We start from the raw sequence: 18,785 nt of genomic DNA, 5'->3' as shown, positions 1-18,785 counted from the left end.
CCCGGTTGGCGCGTGTGTCAGGTTTTTCGCCGATTCAAAACACGCGAGTGACAGGACGATCTCGCCAGAAGATCGCCGTGGTCTGTCGACACTGACTACTCAGAAACAAGGAAGTCCATCATGGCTCAAGCCAAATCGAAAACCAGCAGCGCCTTCGACGAAATCGATACCTTCAGCAACCTGTATGACCGTGGCGTCGGGCTGGTCAACGGCAAACCCTCATTCACCGCCGACCAGGCCGCTGACGAAATCCTGCGCAAAGGCCTGTCGTGGGGCGACAAGAACGCTGACGGCAAGATCGACCTCAGTTACACCTTCCTGACCGAGAAACCGGCGAACTACAACGTCAAACTGGGCAACTTCAGCGAGTTCAGCGCCCAGCAAAAGGCCCAGGCCGTGCTGGCCATGCAATCCTGGGCTGATGTCGCCAACGTCACCTTCACTGAAGGCAAGGGCGGCGATGGCCACATGACCTTCGGTAACTACGATGTCAGCACCGGTGGCGCTGCGTTCGCTTACCTGCCGAGCGGCGGCAGCTATGACGGCCAGTCGTGGTACTTGATCAATGATCAATATCAGGTCAACAAAACCCCGGACACCAACAACTACGGGCGCCAGACCCTGACCCATGAGATCGGTCATACGCTCGGCTTGTCGCACCCGGGCGCGTACAACGCTGGTAATGGCAACCCGACCTACAACGACGCCAAGTACGCCGAAGACACTCGCGGCTATAGCCTGATGAGCTACTGGAGCGAAGCCAACACCGATCAGAACTTCAGCAAAGACGGCAGCGGCGCGTACGCCTCAGCACCGTTGCTGGACGATATCGTCGCGGTGCAAAAGCTGTATGGCGCCAACTACGCGACCCGCGCCGATGACACCACCTACGGTTTCAACTCCAATGCCGAGCGCGATTTCTACAGCGCTTCTTCGGCGTCGTCGAAAGTGGTGTTCTCGGTGTGGGATGGCGGCGGTAATGACACCCTAGATTTCTCCGGCTTCAGCCAGAACCAGAAGATTAACCTCAATGAAGGCTCGTTCTCCGATGTTGGTGGTCTGGTCGGTAACGTGTCCATCGCTTATGGCGTGACCGTGGAAAACGCCATCGGCGGTTCAGGCGATGACCTGTTGATCGGCAACGCCGTTGCCAATGAACTGGCCGGCGGGGCCGGTAATGACATCCTCTACGGTGGTGGCGGTGGCGATACTTTGTGGGGCGGTGCAGGTGCAGACACTTTCGTGTTCGGTGCTGCCAGTGATTCGACCATGACCGCGCCGGACTGGATCATGGATTTCACCAGCGGCCTGGACAAGATCGATCTGTCGGGGATCGCCGGTTTCGCCACGGGCGCGGCGTCGCTGAACTTTGTCAGCGGCTTCACCGGGCATGCGGGCGATGCGATCCTGACTTACTTCGCGCAGACCAATCAGACCAGCCTGATGGTTGACCTGACGGGGCAGGGGGCGGTGGACTTTGCCGTGGGTGTGGTGGGGCAAGCGGTGGCGACTGATATCGTTGCGTGATGCCTGAATAGCGGCCCTCACCCTAACCCTCTCCCCGAGGGAGAGGGGACTGACCGGGTTGTCTGGCGAAATCCATCGACCTGAAAAGTCGAGTCGATTATGGATTCAGAGCCAATCGTTCAAGTCGGTGAATCTCGCCAATATCCCCCAATTGGTTCCCTCTCCCAGAGGTAGACGGGACCGATTGGGGATGCTACAGAAGTACATCGACCTGATAGCGCTTTGCCGAATCCAAAATCGAAGCAGGACTTTCAGGTCGATGTAGAACGAAAGACACCACCGTAGGCTCCCTCTCCCTCCGGGAGAGGGCTAGGGTGAGGGGCTTTTGAAGTTGATTGGCCGTTCGGCTATAAAACCACCCCAACCAGAACCAATGCGCTATACCTGAACCGGTCTCTTCGCCGTATTCAGGAGAACCCCATGAAATCCTCCGGCCCCAGTCCCGTCATTGCCCTCGAACAACTTCCCGGCTGCCTGATAGTTAAATTCCACGGCATCCAGGTCGCCGCGTCCTCCCACGTACTGATCCTCAACGAAGCCAATTACCCGCCCGTCTATTACATCCCTCGCGAAGACATCGACGAAAAGTATTTCGCCCGCACCGATCACACCAGTTATTGCCCGTACAAGGGCGACGCCAATTACTTCAGCTTGCAGGTGCCGGGACATGAGGGGGCGAACGCAGTGTGGACTTACGAAAATCCGAAAGTGTCAGTGGCACCGATCCGTGATTACGTGGCGTTTTATCCGGATCAGGTGAAGTTTGAGGTGATCAAGGCGGAGTGAGTGGTACAGGCCCTCAGTGGAGGGCCGCACATTCAGTTCAAACCGTCATCAGCAACAGAGCGACCATCGGGTAGTAGCGATTGTCGTGGCTACGGGTTTTTTGGGCTTGTGAAGGTGTCACCCATGCCAAAGCCTGAAAGTCCAACTTGAGCAACTCTTGCTGAAAGGCTTCGATCTGTTCGTCACTGGCCTCTGCACTTACCGAATAAGGTGCAACGAACACCGCGCCCAAACGCGGATCGTGGTAATCGACTCGCTTTGCGTCGCCTTTCGCTTGATCACGTCTGGCAGCGATATGATTTTTGGCTTTTTCCTGTCCGTTGATATCTACGTAAGCCACTTTTGCTTCTATGCAAAACCCAACCTGCTCATTGGCAATGTACAAATCATTGCGACCGATCGAGGCTGCCTGCTCACTTGCCTCTGTCGCGATTTTGCTGATCTGGTATTCCTCGATGGCTGTCCAGTCGGCTTTCCAGGCAGCGCCAGCGAGAATGCTGACGTTCGCCTGCTCGTTGTACCAGTAAGGCAGATCATCGCCATCCCAGACGTCAATGTAGCGTAGGGTGCAGGCTATCCAGCTTTTTAAAACCGGTTCGAGCGGCTGCAGGGTCGGGCAGGTAATGCATACATATTGATCGTTCATCGAGATGATGATCCTTGTCATTTGACGACGTTAATGAATTGGAGGCTTGATGCCTGCAATGGATGGCCACTGATACGCCATTACTTCAGCAGAGGCAAATTCCAGGCGGCAAAAAGCCGCTTCAGGGCCAGCCTGAAGCGGCTTTGTTAACGCATCAGTTCTTGTCGAGATCGATATTCTTCGTCTCACGCAAACAGATCATCCCCACCACCAGGCTCACCCCGGTAATCAGCACCGGATACCACAGCCCATAAAAGATGTCCCCGGTGTACACCACCAGCGCAAACGACACCGTCGGCAGGAACCCGCCAAACCAGCCGTTGCCGATGTGGTACGGCAGCGACATCGAGGTGTAGCGAATGCGCGTCGGGAACAGTTCGACCATCAGCGCCGCCAACGGGCCGTAGCACATGGCCGAGATGATGATCAGCGCCACGATCAGGGCAACGATCATCGGTTTGTTGATTTGCTGCAGATCGGCCTGTTGCGGGTAGCCGGCCAGAGTGATCGCGCCACGCAGGGCGGCTTCATCGAAGCCATCGAGTTTGACGTCGCCGACGCTCACTTGCACGGCGCTGCCAGCCGGGGCGGCGGCGCTGGAGTAGGGCAGGCCTTGCTTGACCAGGAAGGTTTTGACCTTGTCGCACGGGCTGTCGAATTTGGCTTTGCCCACTGGGTCGAACTGGAAGGTGCAGGTCGCCGGATCTGCCAGCACGGTGATCGGCGCCTGACGGCTGGCCTGATCGATCGCCGGGTTCGCATAGTGCGCCAGCGATTTGAAGATCGGGAAGTACAGCGCCGTGGCCAGTAACAGGCCCAGCATCAGCACCGGTTTACGCCCGACCTTGTCCGATAGCCAGCCGAAAAAGATGAAGAACGGTGCGCCGATCACCACGCTGATGATCAGCAAGGTGTTGGCCACCGCCGGGTCCATTTTCAGGAACTGGGTGAGGAAGAACAGCACGTAGAACTGCGCCGCGTAGAAGGTCACCGCTTGCCCGGCGTTGATGCTGAACAGGGCGATCAGCACGACTTTGAGGTTTTCCCATTTGCCGAAGGATTCGCGGATCGGCGCTTTCGAGGTTTTGCCTTCCTCTTTCATTTTCAGGTACGCCGGCGACTCGTGCAGGCTCAGGCGGATCCAGGTGGAAATGCCCAGCAGCACGATCGACAGCAGGAACGGAATGCGCCAGCCCCAGACTTCAAACTGATCGCCAGTGAAGTAGCGGCAACCGAGCACCACCAATAGCGACAGCAGCAAGCCGAGGGTCGCGGTCGACTGAATCCAACTGGTATGGAAGCCGCGTTTGCCAATCGGCGCATGCTCCGCCACATAGGTGGCCGCGCCGCCGTATTCACCGCCCAGCGCCAGGCCCTGAAGCATGCGCAGCACCACCAGAATGATCGGCGCGGCGATGCCGATGCTGGCGTAGGTCGGCAGCAGGCCGACGCAGAACGTCGCCACGCCCATCAGAATGATCGTCGCGAGAAAGGTGTATTTGCGCCCGATCATGTCCCCCAACCGACCGAACACCAGCGCCCCGAACGGCCGCACGATAAAGCCAGCGGCGAAGGCCATCAGCGCAAAGATGAACGCCGTGGTGTCGTTGACCCCGGCGAAAAACTGCTTGCTGATCACCGCCGCGAGGGCGCCGTAGAGGAAGAAGTCATACCACTCGAACACCGTCCCCAGTGATGAGGCGAAGATGACTTTGCGTGTATCCGGGCTGGTCTCCGCGCCGCGCACGGCGTCCAGCGGCTGAACGTGTTCTGACATATCGGTATCCCTCACAGTGATTGTTTTTGTTGTTCCACTGGTGTTGCGTGTCCGGGTGATGCCTTGAATCAAACGCGGCCCCTTGTAGGAGCTGCCGCAGGCTGCGATCTTTTGATCTTGCTTTTGATCTGGAAAATCCAAAGTCAAAAGATCGCAGCCTTCGGCAGCTCCTACAGGGTTTGGGCCAGCTCCAATTTCGGGGTGCTGCTCCTGGTGTTGGGGTTGAGGATCAGTTGTGCAGCCTTCTCGGCAATCATCAGCGTAGGCGAACAGGTGTTGCCCGAGGTGATGCGCGGCATGATCGACGCATCAGCGATGCGTAAACCTGGCACGCCGTGTACGCGCAGCTGTGCGTCGACCACCGCCTCAGCGTCATTGCCCATGCGGCAGGTGCCGGCCGGGTGGAAAATTGTCGTGCCGATTTTCGCTGCTGCTTCTTGTAACTCTTCCTCACTTTCCAGGTTGGCGCCGGGCAGATACTCCACCGGTTTGAACGCGCGCAGGGCAGGGGCGCTGACGATGCGGCGGGTCAGGCGAATCGCATCCGCCGCGACGCGCAGATCCTCGGGATGACTGAGATAGTTGGGCTGAATCAGCGGCGCTTCCTGTGGATCCGCCGAACGAATGTCGATGCGACCACGACTCTGCGGACGCAGATCGCACACCGAAGCGGTAAACGCCGGGAAGCTGTGCAGCGGCTCGCCAAAACGCTCCAGCGACAGAGGTTGCACGTGATATTCCAGGTTCGCCGAGGTCTGCTCCGGCCCCGAACGCGCAAACGCGCCCAACTGACTCGGCGCCATCGACAGCGGCCCGCTGCGGTCATACAAATAACGCAGGCCCATGCCCATCTTGCCCCACACGCTGCCGGCGATCTGGTTCAGCGTACGGGCATTTTCCAGCTTGTAGATCAGGCGCAGTTGCAGGTGATCCTGCAGGTTGCCGCCGACGCCCGGCAGCTCATGAATCACACCGATGCCCAAGCGTTCGAGCAATGGCCGCGGACCAATCCCGGAGCGCTGCAGAATGCTTGGTGATCCAACCGCGCCAGCGCACAGGACGATCTCTTTGCGCGCCTTGAATTGCTTGGTCTGACCTTCATGACGCGCGCTGACTTTTGAAGCGCGACCGCCCTCCAGCAACACCCGATCCACCTCAACCCCGGTCAGTACCGTCAGATTCGTCCGGTCACGCACCGGTTTCAAAAACGCCTTCGCCGCGTTCCAGCGCACCCCGGCTTTCTGATTGACCTGGAAGTAACCGCAACCCTCGTTGTCGCCCTGATTGAAGTCATCAATGCTGGCGATGCCACTCTGCTCGGCGGCACTGCGAAAGGCATCCAGAATCGGCCAGGACAGACGCTGTTGTTCGACCCGCCATTCACCCTTGGCGCCGTGAAATTCAGCCGCACCGGCAAAATGGTTTTCGCTTTGTTTGAACAGCGGCAGCACGTCATTCCACGCCCAGCCCGGATTGTCCTCGGCCGCCCAGCCATCGTAGTCGTTAGCCTGGCCACGCATGTAGATCATGCCGTTGATGGACGAACAACCGCCCAACACTTTGCCGCGCGGATAACTCAGCGCGCGGCCGTTGAGGCCTGGTTGTTCTTCGGTCTTGAAGCACCAGTCGGTGCGCGGGTTACCGATGCAGAACAGGTAACCGACAGGAATGTGAATCCACGCATAGTTGTCGCGCCCGCCGGCTTCGAGCAACAGCACGCGCTGCTGCGGATCCGCCGACAGTCGATTGGCCAGCAAGCACCCGGCAGGGCCGGCGCCAACCACGATGTAGTCGTATTCATCGAGGGAAGTCTGCATTCCCTGACCTCGCTTTTTGTTTTTATTGTCGGACACTCTAGTTGTTAGCTTTCGTCAAAAGAATGTTAGTTTTTGCGCAGCCGCTGTGCGTTTTCAAACAGCCTGGATAGACCATAGCCGACAAGGACACGCCATGTTCGACTGGAACGACCTGCGGTTTTTTCTCGAACTGCAACGCAGCGGCCGCCTGCTCACCGCCGCCCGCCGTCTCAACACCACCCACGCCACCGTCGCCCGCCATATCGAAGCCATCGAAAAAAGCCTCGGCACCGCGCTGTTTGTCCAGCATGCGCAAGGCTACGAAATGACCCCGGCGGGGGAGGCGTTGCTTAAGCATGCTGAGGCGATGGAAAACGTGGCGTTGCTGGCCCAGGAAGAGATCACCCAATCCACCGCGCCGCTGGGCAAGATTCGTGTCGGCGTCACCGAAGGGCTGGGCATCAAGTTTCTCGCCAGCCGCATGATCGGCTTGTTCGAGCGCTATCCGGGATTGGAAGTGGAACTGGTCGCCGTGCCGCGCTTTGTCAGCATCCTCAACCGAGAAGCGGAAATCAGCATTCATCTCGAGCGCCCGGCGGCGGACATGCTCGTCACGCGCAAACTCACCGACTATCGACTCGCGTTGTACGCCAGCCAACGCTATCTCGATAAAGCCCCGCCATTGCAAAGCCGCGAAGACCTCGGGCGGCATGCGTGGATCGGTTATGTGTATGATTTGCTGTTCAGCCAGGAACTGATGTTTCTCAATAGTTTCTGCCGCAGCCCTCGGGTTGTGTTCCATAGCACCAGCGTCATTGCTCAGCAGGAAGCGGCGCGGTCGGGATTGGGCATTGCGGTGTTGCCTTGCTACATGGCCGAGTCGGATCCCGATCTGGTGCCGTTGCTGCCGGATGAAAGCATCGAGCGCAGTTACTGGATCAGCACGCGGCGCGAGTTGCACAAGTCGGTGCGGCTGCGGGTGGTCTGGGATTATGTGGTGGGGTTGTGTGAGGCGGAGCAGGGGTTGCTGCGCGGCCAGACCTGCCAACCGTAGATCCCTTGTAGGAGTGGCACATTCGGGATTGATTGAAATACGGATATCCGTGCGTTACATGGCCGGCTGCAAATGCTGACCTAATCACATAGGATATCGGCGCATCACCGTGTCACGAGCAAACTCAAGGAAGTGTTGGTTATGAAATTCAAGGAATGGGTGGATTTGACGGCGTTGTACAAGCGCAGCCGCCGACAGCCTAACAAATTGCTGTTCACATGGAAGAATGCGCGCCGGTTATGGCCGATGTGGACGTCCGCTGCGACCACGTTGCCGCTCATTGCTTTGTCCGCTCTCGGTATCAAATACCCGATATTCGTTCCGATCTCTTATGTCTGTCTTGCCGTGTGGGCGGGCGGACTGTTCTTCACTCGACTCAATGCCATTCGCAGGGTTTATCCAACGCAGTTCGCGGAACATGCCATTGACCAGCAACCCTGGGTCGAGCAAGAGAACATTCTTTGCTACGCGTTCTTTTTGCAGATTGTGAAGGATGACGGCTACACAGCCGCCAAACTGCGGGAGCTGTCGGCTTATTCCGACCTGACCGTCGCGCCGGCCAAACCTGCTCTTTCACAAAATCTGGGCTTCGTTTCGCTATTTGCTCTGATGGTCGGGCTGTCCACTGAACTGATCAAAGCGACGTCATTTTTTCTAGGAGGGAAGGGTGCTGTCATCCTCATTCTGGTCGCCGCGGTTTCGTTTATTTACTGGATTGTCTGGGATGGCATTCAAAGCACGCCCTACCAAAGACTGCGGATAAAACGCTATGTTGATCTGGCCGCCTATGATCTGGAAGAAGCGGTTCAGGATGTTCGAGAATTGAATCCGGTGGAGTCTTCGCCGGTTTTATCGATGAGCAAGCAAACGGAGCCAACAGCATGAGCGAAGACAACAAAGTAAAAGGCCCAGCCTCCTACTTCCCCTCCATTGAAAAGAAGTACGGCCAGCCCATCGATCACTGGCTAAACCTGCTTGCCGGCATTACCGACAAGAAACACATGGAACTGGTTGCCATGCTTAAAGACGAGCACGGCATGGGCCACGGCCATGCCAACGCCCTGGTTGCGCATCATCTGGCGGGTAAAAAGTGAGGGCAGGGCAGCGATGAATTTCTCCCACCGGCCAGTGACGGCGGACGACGTCAACACCCTCTGCAGCTTTCCCCAAGGTGAACAAGAACTGTTCTTCATGTTCCCGAAAGCCAACTTCCCGCTGACGGAAGAACAGATGCACAGCGCAATCAGCCAACGCTTCGACTCCACGGCTTTTCTGGCCAACGGCGAGTTCGTCGGCTTCGCCAATTTCTACCGCGCTGAGCACGATGGCATCTGCTCCATCGGCAACGTCATCGTCGCGCCATACGCTCGTGGCCAGGGTGTTGCGCGGTACATCGTCGAGACCATGACCGCGCTGGGCTTCGAAAAATACCAGGCCAAGGAAGTGCAACTGTCTTGCTTCAATGAAAACACCGCAGGCCTGCTGCTCTACCCGAAACTTGGTTTCGTGCCGTACTCCATCGAAGAGCGCCCGGCACCGGGTGGCAAACGTTCAGCGCTGATCAACATGACGCGCAGCAGAGGCGCAGCGAATGCCACTCACCTTCCATAAGATGCACGCCAACGGCGATGACTTCGTCGTGATCGACTCACGCAACATTGCCAACCCCATCACCGGCCAACTCGCCCGGCGTCTGGGTGATCGCCATCGCGGCATCGGTTTCAACCAGCTCGCCGTGGTCCTTGATTGCGCAGACGCCGATGCGCGCGTGGAGTTCTGGAACGCCGATGGCTCAGCGCTCGACGTGTGCGGCAGCGCCACCCGTGGCGTGGCGGACAGGTTGATGCGCGAAGCCAGCCGAACATCGATCACCCTGCGCACAAACCGTGGCTTGCTCACCTGCGAACGCACGCCCAGCGGATTGATCGCCGTCGACATGGGCGAACCGTTGTTCGACTGGCAAGACATCCCTCTGGCGCAAGAACACGACACGCTTTTTCTACCGCTCGCCGGCGCCCCAACCGCCTGCAACATGGGCAATCCGCACTGCACCTATTTCGTCGACGACCTCAGCACCGTCGACATCACCGCCCTCGGCCCGAGTCTAGAAATCCACCCATTGTTTCCGCACAAAACCAACGTCCACTTCGTGCAGATCATCGACCGCCAACACATCCGCCTGCGCATCTGGGAGCGCAACGGTGCCATCCCGCTCGGCTCCGGCTCATGCTCATGTGGCGCGGCCGTCAACGGCATCCGCCGAGGCCTGCTCGACCACACCGTCAACGTCGAATGCGACGGCGGCCCCGTCACCGTCCACTGGAATGGCTCAGGCTCCGTAACCCTGAGCGGCCCGGTGGAAGCCACTTTCTCCGGCACCCTCCCAGACACCCAACTCGACCTCAAGTGACCACGATCCCCCTGTAGGAGTGAGCCTGCTCGCGATAGCGCCAGCCCAGCCACCGCAAATCCCAATCCAACCACATAACCCTGTGGGAGCTAGCCTGCTAGCGAAGACGCCAGCCCAGTCACCGCAAACCCCAAACCCACCACATATCCCCTGTGGGAGCGAGCTTGCTCGCGAAGACACCCACCCAGTCACCCCATCAACCACTGACCGAAATAAACAGTAAAAACCACCACTGTTTAAACGAAGCCTCAAGTAACCACCGAAACCCTACAACGCCTTGCGCCGTTACCTACGACTAAGCCAGAATCCGCCGGCTTGTGCGTCTAGGGCGCGGGTTCTATCGTCTGTCGGTCGCTGAAAAACAGTGATCGGGTTTGGTAGCCCTGAGTTTTCGTAGATTGCATAAGCATCATCATTCGCAGTGTCTGTTCGACACGGCTTTTATGGTGGTCATGCACAGGGCGTCTTCGGGCGCGCCGGTTTTCTACGTCCCGGTCTACCAACCTGCGCATGGCCGCCACCCTCGTTTGGTAGCGAGAGTGATGGCTCCTTTTTTTGACGTAGGAGCTTCATCAATGATCAAACCAACACCCAACCCACCCGAAACCGACCCAACATCCCCCTACGAATCCCCCGATTCCAAGCGATTCCACGAAGCCGCCGAACGCGCCCTCGACCACTACCTCAAACCCGCCAGCCAAATCATGGCCAGCACCCAACAACCCGAACGCATGTACCTCGCCAACCCGAAGTACAACAGCGAATCCCTGCTCGCCAACGCCAGCGAAACCCTCGGCTCCGCCAGCGAAATGCTCCTCAACTTCGCCGCCATGCTCGACACCCCGCACCGCAAAACCGCACTGGGCATCGCCCAGGTGGTGATGCTCGGCGAAATCGCCGTCAACCAAGCGCTGGATAACGTCGAAATCGCTAGCTAACCAATCCCACCCCGACGAGGGGAAACCCTCGTCGAACCCCGTTGTCACACCCTGGCTGGCACACGGCCACGGCTTGCGCCCCCCAGCCTCGGCTGTCACCCTTCGAACCGTTCTCAAGGATCAGAACCAGGAATCACGGATGAGTGGCTACGTACCCAACCCCCCGAAAAATTTTCGTTACGAAGAAGCCAAACCCGTCGATATTCACGCCCAGCGTTGGGCGGAATATGAGAAACACGGGAAAGAACCTGCGCGCGAACCTGAGAAAATCGGGATTGCGTTGAGGATTGGGGTTTTCTTTGATGGCACTGGGAATAATGCGAATAACACGGCGGCTGGATTGCTGTGTGGGGCGCAGCATCCCATTGCGCCGGAAGATATTCCGGCTAGTTGCCAGCCTTACATGAGCGATCCGGATAGCAGTTACGCTAACGACATCAGCAACGTGAAAAAGCTGAGCGAACTGTATGAGGCACCGCGACTCGCTGAGGGAGAGGGACCACGAAAGAAAGCTTTCGGTATGGTCTACGTCGAAGGCATAGGTACCCGTTCAGGTGAGGAAGACAGTAAATTCGGCGCCGGTACAGGACGTGGCGAAACCGGTGTTGCCGGGCGCGTCCAATCTTCTTTCACGTTGATCGAACAGCGTATCACTGAGGTATTGGATAAAAATCCCGGTAGTGAAATTGCTTCGTTGACCTTCGACACGTTTGGCTTCAGTCGCGGTGCGGCAGCCGCCAGGCATTTCGCCAATGAGATCGTGCGTGGCAAACAAGGCCCTTTAGGCGAGATTCTTCGCAGCAAATCAGATGTCCTCAGTCCGACCTTTGTCGATCAATACAACGGCGACATCAATGTGGGCTTCATTGGTTTGTTCGACACTGTGCCGTCGATTGCTGGATGGTCCAATTTGGGCAATATCAAAAGTGCAGTCGCAACAGGGATCAAACTCTACCTCGACCGACGTTACTTCACCGACGTTGTGCAGTTGGCGGCGCGGGATGAGTGCCGGGCTAACTTTGCTCTCAATCGCGTAGCGATGGATCATCCGGAAATTGTCTTGCCGGGTGTGCATTCCGATGTGGGTGGAGGTTACCTGGAGGACGCTGAAGAATGTGTGCTCATTAGCCCAATGCAAACGCTAGAAGTCGGCAACTACGTGGATGTCACCACCACATCGATCTACCAGGATGCGGTCAATGTGAGAAATCAGTGGTTAGCCAACGGCTGGCCTTCCGAAATGCTGGAAGTCGTTACACCACCTCCTTTACTGATGCCGATCAGTCCTCAGGATCGACTGAGTCCTCGAGTCAAACGAGTCTACGCCGCCGTTCAACTCAAGCGTCCGGTGAGTGGGTTACTGTCGAGAGTGAGCCTGCGCGTGATGCATCAACTCGCCAAAGCCAAGGGCGTTCGCTTCGAAGACATTCCCGAGACGCCAGACTTCGCCGTTGCTGAAGAACTTCAGCCCATGTGTGATCGTTTTGTCTCCGGCGACTACAGCACCACGCCAGAGGAGGAGCAAATGCTCAAACTCAAGTACATTCACACGTCCGCCAATTGGAATCATCCGCTTGGCAGGAGAGACGGAAGTGGCATCAGAGCTGTTTACATCAACGCCCCCACGGAAGATGCAATCCGAGTAAAGCACCCACACGTACCTGACTGGACGCTTTGGTAATGAAGTTATTTACAGCACTGCTGTGCATGCTGTTTGTGGTCGGTTGTGAAGCCGATCCGCTTTCAGCAAAAAACGACCCTAAATCCCCATGGTGGGAACTCGGTTTTACTGAACCCAACTACATGAAGGTCTGGGTTGAAGACACTGCAGTGGAAGACATAAAGGGCAAGACGTTTCTGCGCACGGGTGGCGGTTCAGCATCGGGCGGGTACCCAGAGGATGGTACTGAGTCGGCCCGAGGATGGGACGGAGTGGGCGCGTCCGCAAAAGCGGTGGTTGGCGCCGATCTCCCAAAACGAATTTTCGTTCGCTGGCAGTCCATCGTAGAGCCTCAGACCTATCGTGCATGGGTGGACATACCCGAAGAAGCCAGACAATTGATGCTGACCTCGGTCAACCAGCGCTGTGCGAAAACCCCAGACCAAAAAGCTACCTACATATCTTCGGTTTATCTGGGATTGGCTCCCGGAGGTGTCGTACAAGTTTGGGTTAGAGACTCCTGCCACCATCCAATCAAAGTGGCTAATGCTCACGCTGAAATCGAACCGCTAGGACCAAGTCAGGGGAAAACCCAAGGACGATATGCATATCCCATCAGTGAAAAGTCCAAGCGATATATCGAAAAATTCGGTATCCCTTACGGGAGTTGGTAAGCGGTAAACCAATGAAGCAATGCATTGTGGCGGTATGTGTGTTGTTCCTGAGCGGCTGCCAGTCTGCCTATCCTCTATCCGGAAAAAACGACCCGAAATCCGATTCATGGGAGCTTGCGTTCACCGAACCCTATTACATGAAAGTTTGGGTTGAGGACAGCGCCGTTGAAGACATAAACGGCAAGCTATTCACGCGCACAGGAGGAGGGACGGCCGCTGGCGGGGAGCCAGAAAACGGCAAAGAGTCCGCGCGCGGTTGGCATGCGGTAGGTGCGGCTGCGACACCAGTGATTGGCGCTGGCTTGCCCAAACGCATTTACGTGCGCTGGCAATCCATTGTTGAGCCGCAGACCTATCAGATTTGGTTGGATGTGCCTGAAGAGGTGAGGCAACTGATGATGCAATCAGTCAGTCAGCGCTGCCCGGAAACACCGGAGGAACAAGCCAGCTATAGCGCATCTATTTATTTGGGTTTGGCTCCAGGGGGCGTTGTACAGGTTTTTGTTCGGGACTCATGCCATCGTCCGGTCAAGATCGCCAGAGCACAGGCCGAGATTGAGCCACTAGGTCCTAGTCAAGGTAAGAACCAAGGGCGCTATGCGTATCCCATCAGCGAAAAGTCCAAGCGGTATATCGATAAATTCGGCATACCGTATGGGAGTTGGTAGCAGCAGGCAGGAGGCACTTCTCTTGCCTGTCTTTTAGTAGCGCTGTTTTGAGTAATCATCTTTGACAGCTACCGCGTCAATGCTGGTTTCAACGAAGGTCCGCTTTCGGCCAGAAGCAGCCACTCGTGACCGGCAGAGGGTGGCCAAATACGAACTTCTAACGCTCTCGACAGCACTGCATCGCGTAATCGTTTGTTTTTCACCGTATTTTTTTTGCCTTTGACGACATGGCAACATGAAACTATGGTTCATCGAGGGATGAACGGATCTCGTTTGTTTGGTCCTGCGTCTTGAATTGCTACGGAACTATTCGGCATTTTCATGAATAAGGAAACATGGATGGAAAGCCCGCACGATATTGCGATTCGAATTTCCAAAATGGATAGTCACGATAGAAGTTTCAATGAGGCTGACACTAGACATAAAATAATAGACCAAATACTGCACGGTGTACTTAGTTGGCCCGTAAGTCAGACAATGCACGAGAGTTTCATATCGCCGGGGTATGCTGATTATCGTCTTAAACGAGGCAATGGTGACGATCTTCTATTTTTGGAGGCGAAAAAAGAGGGGGTCTATTTTAACATCCCCAATAGCTTCAATAGTACCAAGACACACCAGTACATTACCATTCAAACCCTTTTAACTGACGCTAATATCAGAGCTGCGGTTGAGCAGGTCAGAGAGTATTGCATGGAAGAAGGCTGTAGCTTTGCTGGTATTACTAATGGACACGAATGGATTCTATTTAAAACCTTCGAGTCAGGTAAGAACTGGCGGAACCTCAAGGCGCTGGTGATACATGGAAACAAATATTTTGCCGATTGCTTTACTGAGGCAACTAATATTTTGGGGTATAGCTCCATCAAGGAAGGCTCACTAAAAACATCGCTCGGAAGTGTGAGTAGGAACAATCGAGAGATTTTTTACCCGAAAGATAAAATTTCTTCTTATAATCATGAAGTCAACTCTAACGGCTACGCGAGGGAGCTTCGACCTCTGGCAAACAAGTATTTTGGTAGTATCGATGTATCAGAGCCAGTTTTTATGGATGCCTGCTATGTTAGTCAGAGAGATTACGAAAACGCGTTTTCTAATTTTAGATTGATCATTAAAGATTCTCTTTCTCCATACATGGCTGATCGCGGCATTCAACAGTCCGAAGATAATGAGAGAGGAGGACTATTTGGAAATAGAATTGCGAGAAGCTTGAAAGACAAAAAGTCTGGTGAGGTGATAGTTTTATTCGGAGGAAAGGGAGCTGGTAAGTCGACTTTTTTACGAAAGCTTTTGTACCACAATCCTCCTCAATATTTGGCGAAGTATTCTAGAGTTGCAATTGCGGATCTTCTGAATACCCCAGAAGAAGAAAGCAAAATCTATGAAAAAATATGGAGCGAAATCATACGCTGCCTAGATGTTGATAATTTGTTAGAGTCCGACCGCGCAAACCTCTTGCAGCTTTTTGAAGACAGGTACGAACTTGCCAAGAAACAAGTTCTTTTTGGTTTGGTAGAGACCTCTGAAGCGTTCAATATTGCACTCAACAGCCTTGTCGAAACTTGGCTTTGTGACAAGCAATACGTTGCGAGACGCCTAGTTGCTTATTGGAGGTTTAAGCATAAGGGTTGTGTAATAGCAATAGATAATACTGATCAGCTACCGCACAATTTACAAGATTTCTGCTTCACAACATCTCAAGAAATCTCCGATCAACTTGGGTGCCTAGTTATTATTTCAATGCGTGAAGAACGTTTCCATGCATCTCGAATACATGGCACTTTAGATGCCTATCAGAATTCTGGCTTTCACATTAGCTCCCCTGTAGCTCAGGCGGTATTTGAAAAGCGAATAAAGTTTGTTCAGCTAATGCTTGAAGATCGAGATTTTTGTATTCAGCTTTTCGGAGAAAAATTCGACGAAAAAGCGAAAGTCTTCAAGATTCTGTTCAGAATATTTTCTAATGAGTTTCGTCAAGGTAATGACTCTCCTCTAAACGAATTTCTAAGTGCATGTGCACACGGCAATATTCGACTAGCTTTGGAGCTGTTTAGGGATTTCCTAAAATCTGGATATACCGGTGTGGATGAGATGGTCTCAGCGAAAGGTGGACTTTGGAAGCTGAAGATTCATCAAGTATTGAAGCCTGTGATGATACCTTACCGATTTTTTTACGAGGAGTCGCAAAGTAGTATCCCAAACCTTTTTCAAATTAGAAGCAAGTCTAACGGCTCTCATTTTACTGGAATGAGGATACTACAAAAGCTGGCGGATGGAATCGATCCATCGAACCCATTTTATATATCGATAAGCGAGCTCAAGGATTACTTTTCAGAAAACTTTAATATGGTCGAGGATCTTGAGAAGAATCTCGACGTATTTTTGAAGTGGGATCTGATTGAGTCAAATAATCGCATTGACTACTATTGCGAGGCTGTAGATAGCTTAAAGATAACTACTTATGGACTGTATATATTCAACGTTTTATCGTCTTTTTTTACATATATCGAATTGGTGTCAACGGACTGCGGAATATTCAATGAAGCCAAGGCTCATGAGATGGTAGAACTATCGAATGAGGATTTCAGGCTATTTAATGCGAGAAAACGTCTGGAACGTATTAGGACGCGGATCGCCAAAGCTGAAGCGTTCATTTCGTATTTAGAGTGTGAAGAGGAACAGGAACTTAATTTCTTTGGGCCAAACTTGCAGAGATTTACTCCAAAGATCCGAGCTTCATTTGAGATTGAAAAACAAGAAGTGCTGAATAGCGCGCAGAAAAAAAGAAATAGATGAAATACGAGGAGCTCATAAAAATGGAGAGTGCGTCAGTGAAAGGGGGATAACTCCCACCGGGAGGGGCGGATAGAGTTCCAATGATATATAGCGACTTGGTAACTTTACTTTCGAAGCTGAACCAATTTTTTTAGTCCGTAGTGGCCAACTAAAGGGGCGCCACCGCCTGGCAAACGGTCGGCAATCGCACTAGGTAAATGTTGACTGTAACCGGCCGCTATTGGCCGAAAATTGCCCTATCCGTAATTCCATATCAATCAGTATTACTGCCAGATCAACGGATTTTATACGTGACGTCATCCGGCGACGATTTCGAATACCGTGCTAGCCAAAACCTCCCCATTAACCATAACCCTCACCCCATGCCGCCCCACAAAATGCTTCCGCGTCGTAAAATCCCTAATCACCTGCCGCCTCCCCACAACCTCCCTCTCAAACCCCGCCAACCCCACCGTCTTCAACTTAAAAACCTTCCCCGAAACCCCGCCATTCGCCTTCACATAGTCAATCGCATAATCAATCACCAACCGCTGCTCATGCGCCACCGTTGACTTCACCACAAACGACAACGTAATCGCTTCCCCCAACCTAACCACCGCCGGCTCAACCCGCACATCCAACAACTCAACCTCAGCCTTCGCCCCGGCGCCAATCACCGTCAGCGCCCGCAAGTCCCCCTGCTTAATCAAACTCCGCAACGCATGCTTGGCAATCCAGGCCGTGTGCTTGTTCTCCAGCGACCAACCTTCAATCGTGTCCAGCACCCACTCCGGATGCACTTTCGTCACATCATTCAAATGATTCGCCACGGACTTGCGCACGTACAAACTCTCATCCGCCTTCAACCGATCCAGTATCCCGGCGGCCAACTGCGGATCCGCCTGCACCGCTTCCAGCCGAAATGACCAAGGCAGGCGAGGGCGGCTGCCTTCGCTGGCGAGGCGTCGAACGTGGTGGTTTTCGTCTCGGGTCCAGTCGTGCATCAATCCCAGCGAGCGTTCCAGATCGCTGCGCAGAAAGTGGCGGATGGCGAATTCGGAGGAGCCGAAGGTGGTGAAGTACTTCAGGGCGTCCATGGAGGTATCGAACGCGTGTCCGCCGTAGCTGGCGACGTAGTGCGGCAAACACATGCTGACGAATCCGCTGTTCAACCTTGGCGCGAGTTCACGCAATACATTGAGGGAATCTTGGTAATCCAGCGGCAACACGGCATGCAGGCTTTCACTGACACGCGCCATGCGTTGCATCACTGATAATTCGGCGAGTCCGTCCTGGGCGTGTTTGAGAAACGCCTTGGACTTGAACGCCGGGTACACGGCGCTCATTTCGCTGGCGATGTGCTGCAAGCGCTCGGCGTTGAAGATTTCCTTTAACGCCGGGGCGGCGGTGTCGGTGGTGCTCATGGTCAGGTCATCGGGGTGCTGACGAACGCTTCGAGGGTTTCGGCGTAGGCGGTGTATTGGGCGATGTGGGGGTAGCGGCGGGTGTCGATCTGGTCGGGGACGACGAGGTCGGTGAAGCTCCAGGCGACGGCGAGGCTGATGCCGGCCTGGGTGAGGGTGCCGTCGGTGGGCAGGCCGGTTTTTTCCAGTTCTTGCTCGAGGGCGGTGAACGCCGCGGCGAGTTGACCTTCGACGCGTTCGACCCACGGTTGGTATTGAATGTCGGCCGGGCGCAGGTTGCGTTCGTAGTAGAGCTGCACGGCTTTTTCGCAGGCGGCGAGGCTGAGGCCGATCAGGCGCAGGGCTTGGGCGCGTTGTTTCAGGTCGGTTGGCAGCAGGCTTTTGCCGGAGCTGGCTTCGAGGTAGTCGAGGATGAGGGTCGAGTCCATCAGGACTACGCCGTCGTCGAGGATCAGCGTGGGCGCTTTGACCACCGGGTTGATCTGCTGGAATTGCTCGAAGTGGCGGAACACCGAGACCGACTCGTGTTCGAGGTCGATGCCCAGGCGTTTGGCGGAGATCGCCACGCGGCGTACGTAAGGGGAGTCCAGCATGCCGATCAGTTTCATGACGCGTTCCTTCAAGTCAAACCGGTGGGAAGGCATAACCTA

General features: G+C 54.9%; 17 protein-coding genes. 12 read left to right on the top strand and 5 right to left on the bottom strand.

Features of this window, described 5'->3' with window-relative positions; translation table 11 throughout:
- Nucleotides 1-120: 120 nt before the first annotated feature.
- Nucleotides 121-1,527, top strand: a complete 1,407-nt coding sequence (locus tag FGA82_RS15100; protein ID WP_141127678.1) for a serralysin family metalloprotease — start codon at nucleotides 121-123, stop codon at nucleotides 1,525-1,527.
- A 420-nt stretch (nucleotides 1,528-1,947) separates the two neighbouring features.
- Complete coding sequence (locus FGA82_RS15095) at nucleotides 1,948-2,313, top strand: DUF427 domain-containing protein (protein ID WP_141127677.1); 366 nt, start codon at nucleotides 1,948-1,950, stop codon at nucleotides 2,311-2,313.
- Nucleotides 2,314-2,350: 37 nt separating this feature from the next.
- Here FGA82_RS15095 and FGA82_RS15090 read toward each other — a convergent pair whose 3' ends face one another.
- From FGA82_RS15090 to FGA82_RS15080, 3 genes are all read right to left on the bottom strand, one after another.
- The gene (locus tag FGA82_RS15090; RefSeq protein WP_141127676.1) at nucleotides 2,351-2,959 is read right to left on the bottom strand and encodes a hypothetical protein; all 609 of its coding nucleotides are present in this window, start codon (nucleotides 2,957-2,959) and stop codon (nucleotides 2,351-2,353) included.
- Nucleotides 2,960-3,113: 154 nt separating this feature from the next.
- Nucleotides 3,114-4,736 carry an MFS transporter gene (locus FGA82_RS15085; RefSeq protein ID WP_141127675.1) on the bottom strand — a complete coding sequence of 541 codons (1,623 nt, stop codon included), beginning with the start codon at nucleotides 4,734-4,736 and terminating at the stop codon, nucleotides 3,114-3,116.
- A gap of 170 nt (nucleotides 4,737-4,906) precedes the next feature.
- Nucleotides 4,907-6,553: a GMC family oxidoreductase gene (locus tag FGA82_RS15080; protein ID WP_141127674.1), complete on the bottom strand. Its 1,647-nt coding sequence runs from the start codon at nucleotides 6,551-6,553 to the stop codon at nucleotides 4,907-4,909.
- Between the two features lie 133 nt (nucleotides 6,554-6,686).
- Between FGA82_RS15080 and FGA82_RS15075 the strand changes: the two genes are divergently transcribed.
- The 10 genes from FGA82_RS15075 (at nucleotide 6,687) to FGA82_RS15030 (ending at nucleotide 16,732) form a co-directional block, all read left to right on the top strand.
- A complete protein-coding gene (locus FGA82_RS15075; RefSeq protein WP_141127673.1) occupies nucleotides 6,687-7,586 on the top strand; it encodes a LysR family transcriptional regulator in 900 nt (299 codons plus the stop codon).
- Between the two features lie 141 nt (nucleotides 7,587-7,727).
- Nucleotides 7,728-8,471: a hypothetical protein gene (locus tag FGA82_RS15070; RefSeq protein WP_141127672.1), complete on the top strand. Its 744-nt coding sequence runs from the start codon at nucleotides 7,728-7,730 to the stop codon at nucleotides 8,469-8,471.
- Entirely contained in the window at nucleotides 8,468-8,680 is a 213-nt protein-coding gene (locus FGA82_RS15065) for a DUF4287 domain-containing protein (RefSeq protein ID WP_141127671.1), read from the top strand. Before FGA82_RS15070 ends, FGA82_RS15065 begins: the two co-directional genes overlap by 4 nt.
- Before the next feature lie 13 nt (nucleotides 8,681-8,693).
- Nucleotides 8,694-9,197 (top strand): GNAT family N-acetyltransferase, encoded by a 504-nt coding sequence (locus tag FGA82_RS15060; RefSeq protein ID WP_141127670.1) that lies wholly within the window; start codon nucleotides 8,694-8,696, stop codon nucleotides 9,195-9,197.
- The gene (dapF, locus tag FGA82_RS15055; protein WP_141127669.1) at nucleotides 9,178-9,996 is read left to right on the top strand and encodes a diaminopimelate epimerase; all 819 of its coding nucleotides are present in this window, start codon (nucleotides 9,178-9,180) and stop codon (nucleotides 9,994-9,996) included. The genes FGA82_RS15060 and dapF overlap by 20 nt, the downstream gene beginning before the upstream one ends.
- A gap of 575 nt (nucleotides 9,997-10,571) precedes the next feature.
- The gene (locus FGA82_RS15050) at nucleotides 10,572-10,934 is read left to right on the top strand and encodes a DUF6124 family protein (RefSeq protein ID WP_016982978.1); all 363 of its coding nucleotides are present in this window, start codon (nucleotides 10,572-10,574) and stop codon (nucleotides 10,932-10,934) included.
- A 139-nt stretch (nucleotides 10,935-11,073) separates the two neighbouring features.
- Nucleotides 11,074-12,615: a T6SS phospholipase effector Tle1-like catalytic domain-containing protein gene (locus tag FGA82_RS15045; RefSeq protein ID WP_007910705.1), complete on the top strand. Its 1,542-nt coding sequence runs from the start codon at nucleotides 11,074-11,076 to the stop codon at nucleotides 12,613-12,615.
- A complete protein-coding gene (locus tag FGA82_RS15040) occupies nucleotides 12,615-13,268 on the top strand; it encodes a DUF2931 family protein (RefSeq protein WP_141127668.1) in 654 nt (217 codons plus the stop codon). The genes FGA82_RS15045 and FGA82_RS15040 overlap by 1 nt, the downstream gene beginning before the upstream one ends.
- 11 nt (nucleotides 13,269-13,279) lie before the next feature.
- On the top strand, nucleotides 13,280-13,936 hold the full coding sequence (locus FGA82_RS15035) for a DUF2931 family protein (RefSeq protein WP_007910707.1): 657 nt from the start codon (nucleotides 13,280-13,282) through the stop codon (nucleotides 13,934-13,936).
- Between the two features lie 339 nt (nucleotides 13,937-14,275).
- A complete protein-coding gene (locus FGA82_RS15030) occupies nucleotides 14,276-16,732 on the top strand; it encodes a hypothetical protein (protein ID WP_141127667.1) in 2,457 nt (818 codons plus the stop codon).
- Nucleotides 16,733-17,028: 296 nt separating this feature from the next.
- On the opposite strand, the gene FGA82_RS15025 is transcribed toward FGA82_RS15030, so the two are convergent.
- Both FGA82_RS15025 and FGA82_RS15020 read right to left on the bottom strand, forming a co-directional pair.
- Entirely contained in the window at nucleotides 17,029-18,135 is a 1,107-nt protein-coding gene (locus FGA82_RS15025; protein ID WP_141127666.1) for a DNA alkylation repair protein, read from the bottom strand.
- 2 nt (nucleotides 18,136-18,137) lie between these two features.
- Complete coding sequence (locus FGA82_RS15020; RefSeq protein WP_110720452.1) at nucleotides 18,138-18,743, bottom strand: glutathione S-transferase; 606 nt, start codon at nucleotides 18,741-18,743, stop codon at nucleotides 18,138-18,140.
- Nucleotides 18,744-18,785 lie beyond the last annotated feature (42 nt).

It is taken from the genome of Pseudomonas fluorescens, from assembly GCF_005938625.1.
Lineage (GTDB): Bacteria > Pseudomonadota > Gammaproteobacteria > Pseudomonadales > Pseudomonadaceae > Aquipseudomonas > Aquipseudomonas fluorescens_BD.
The sequence above is the reverse complement of the archived record's forward strand: the minus strand, read 5'-3'. Positions and strand labels throughout refer to the sequence as shown.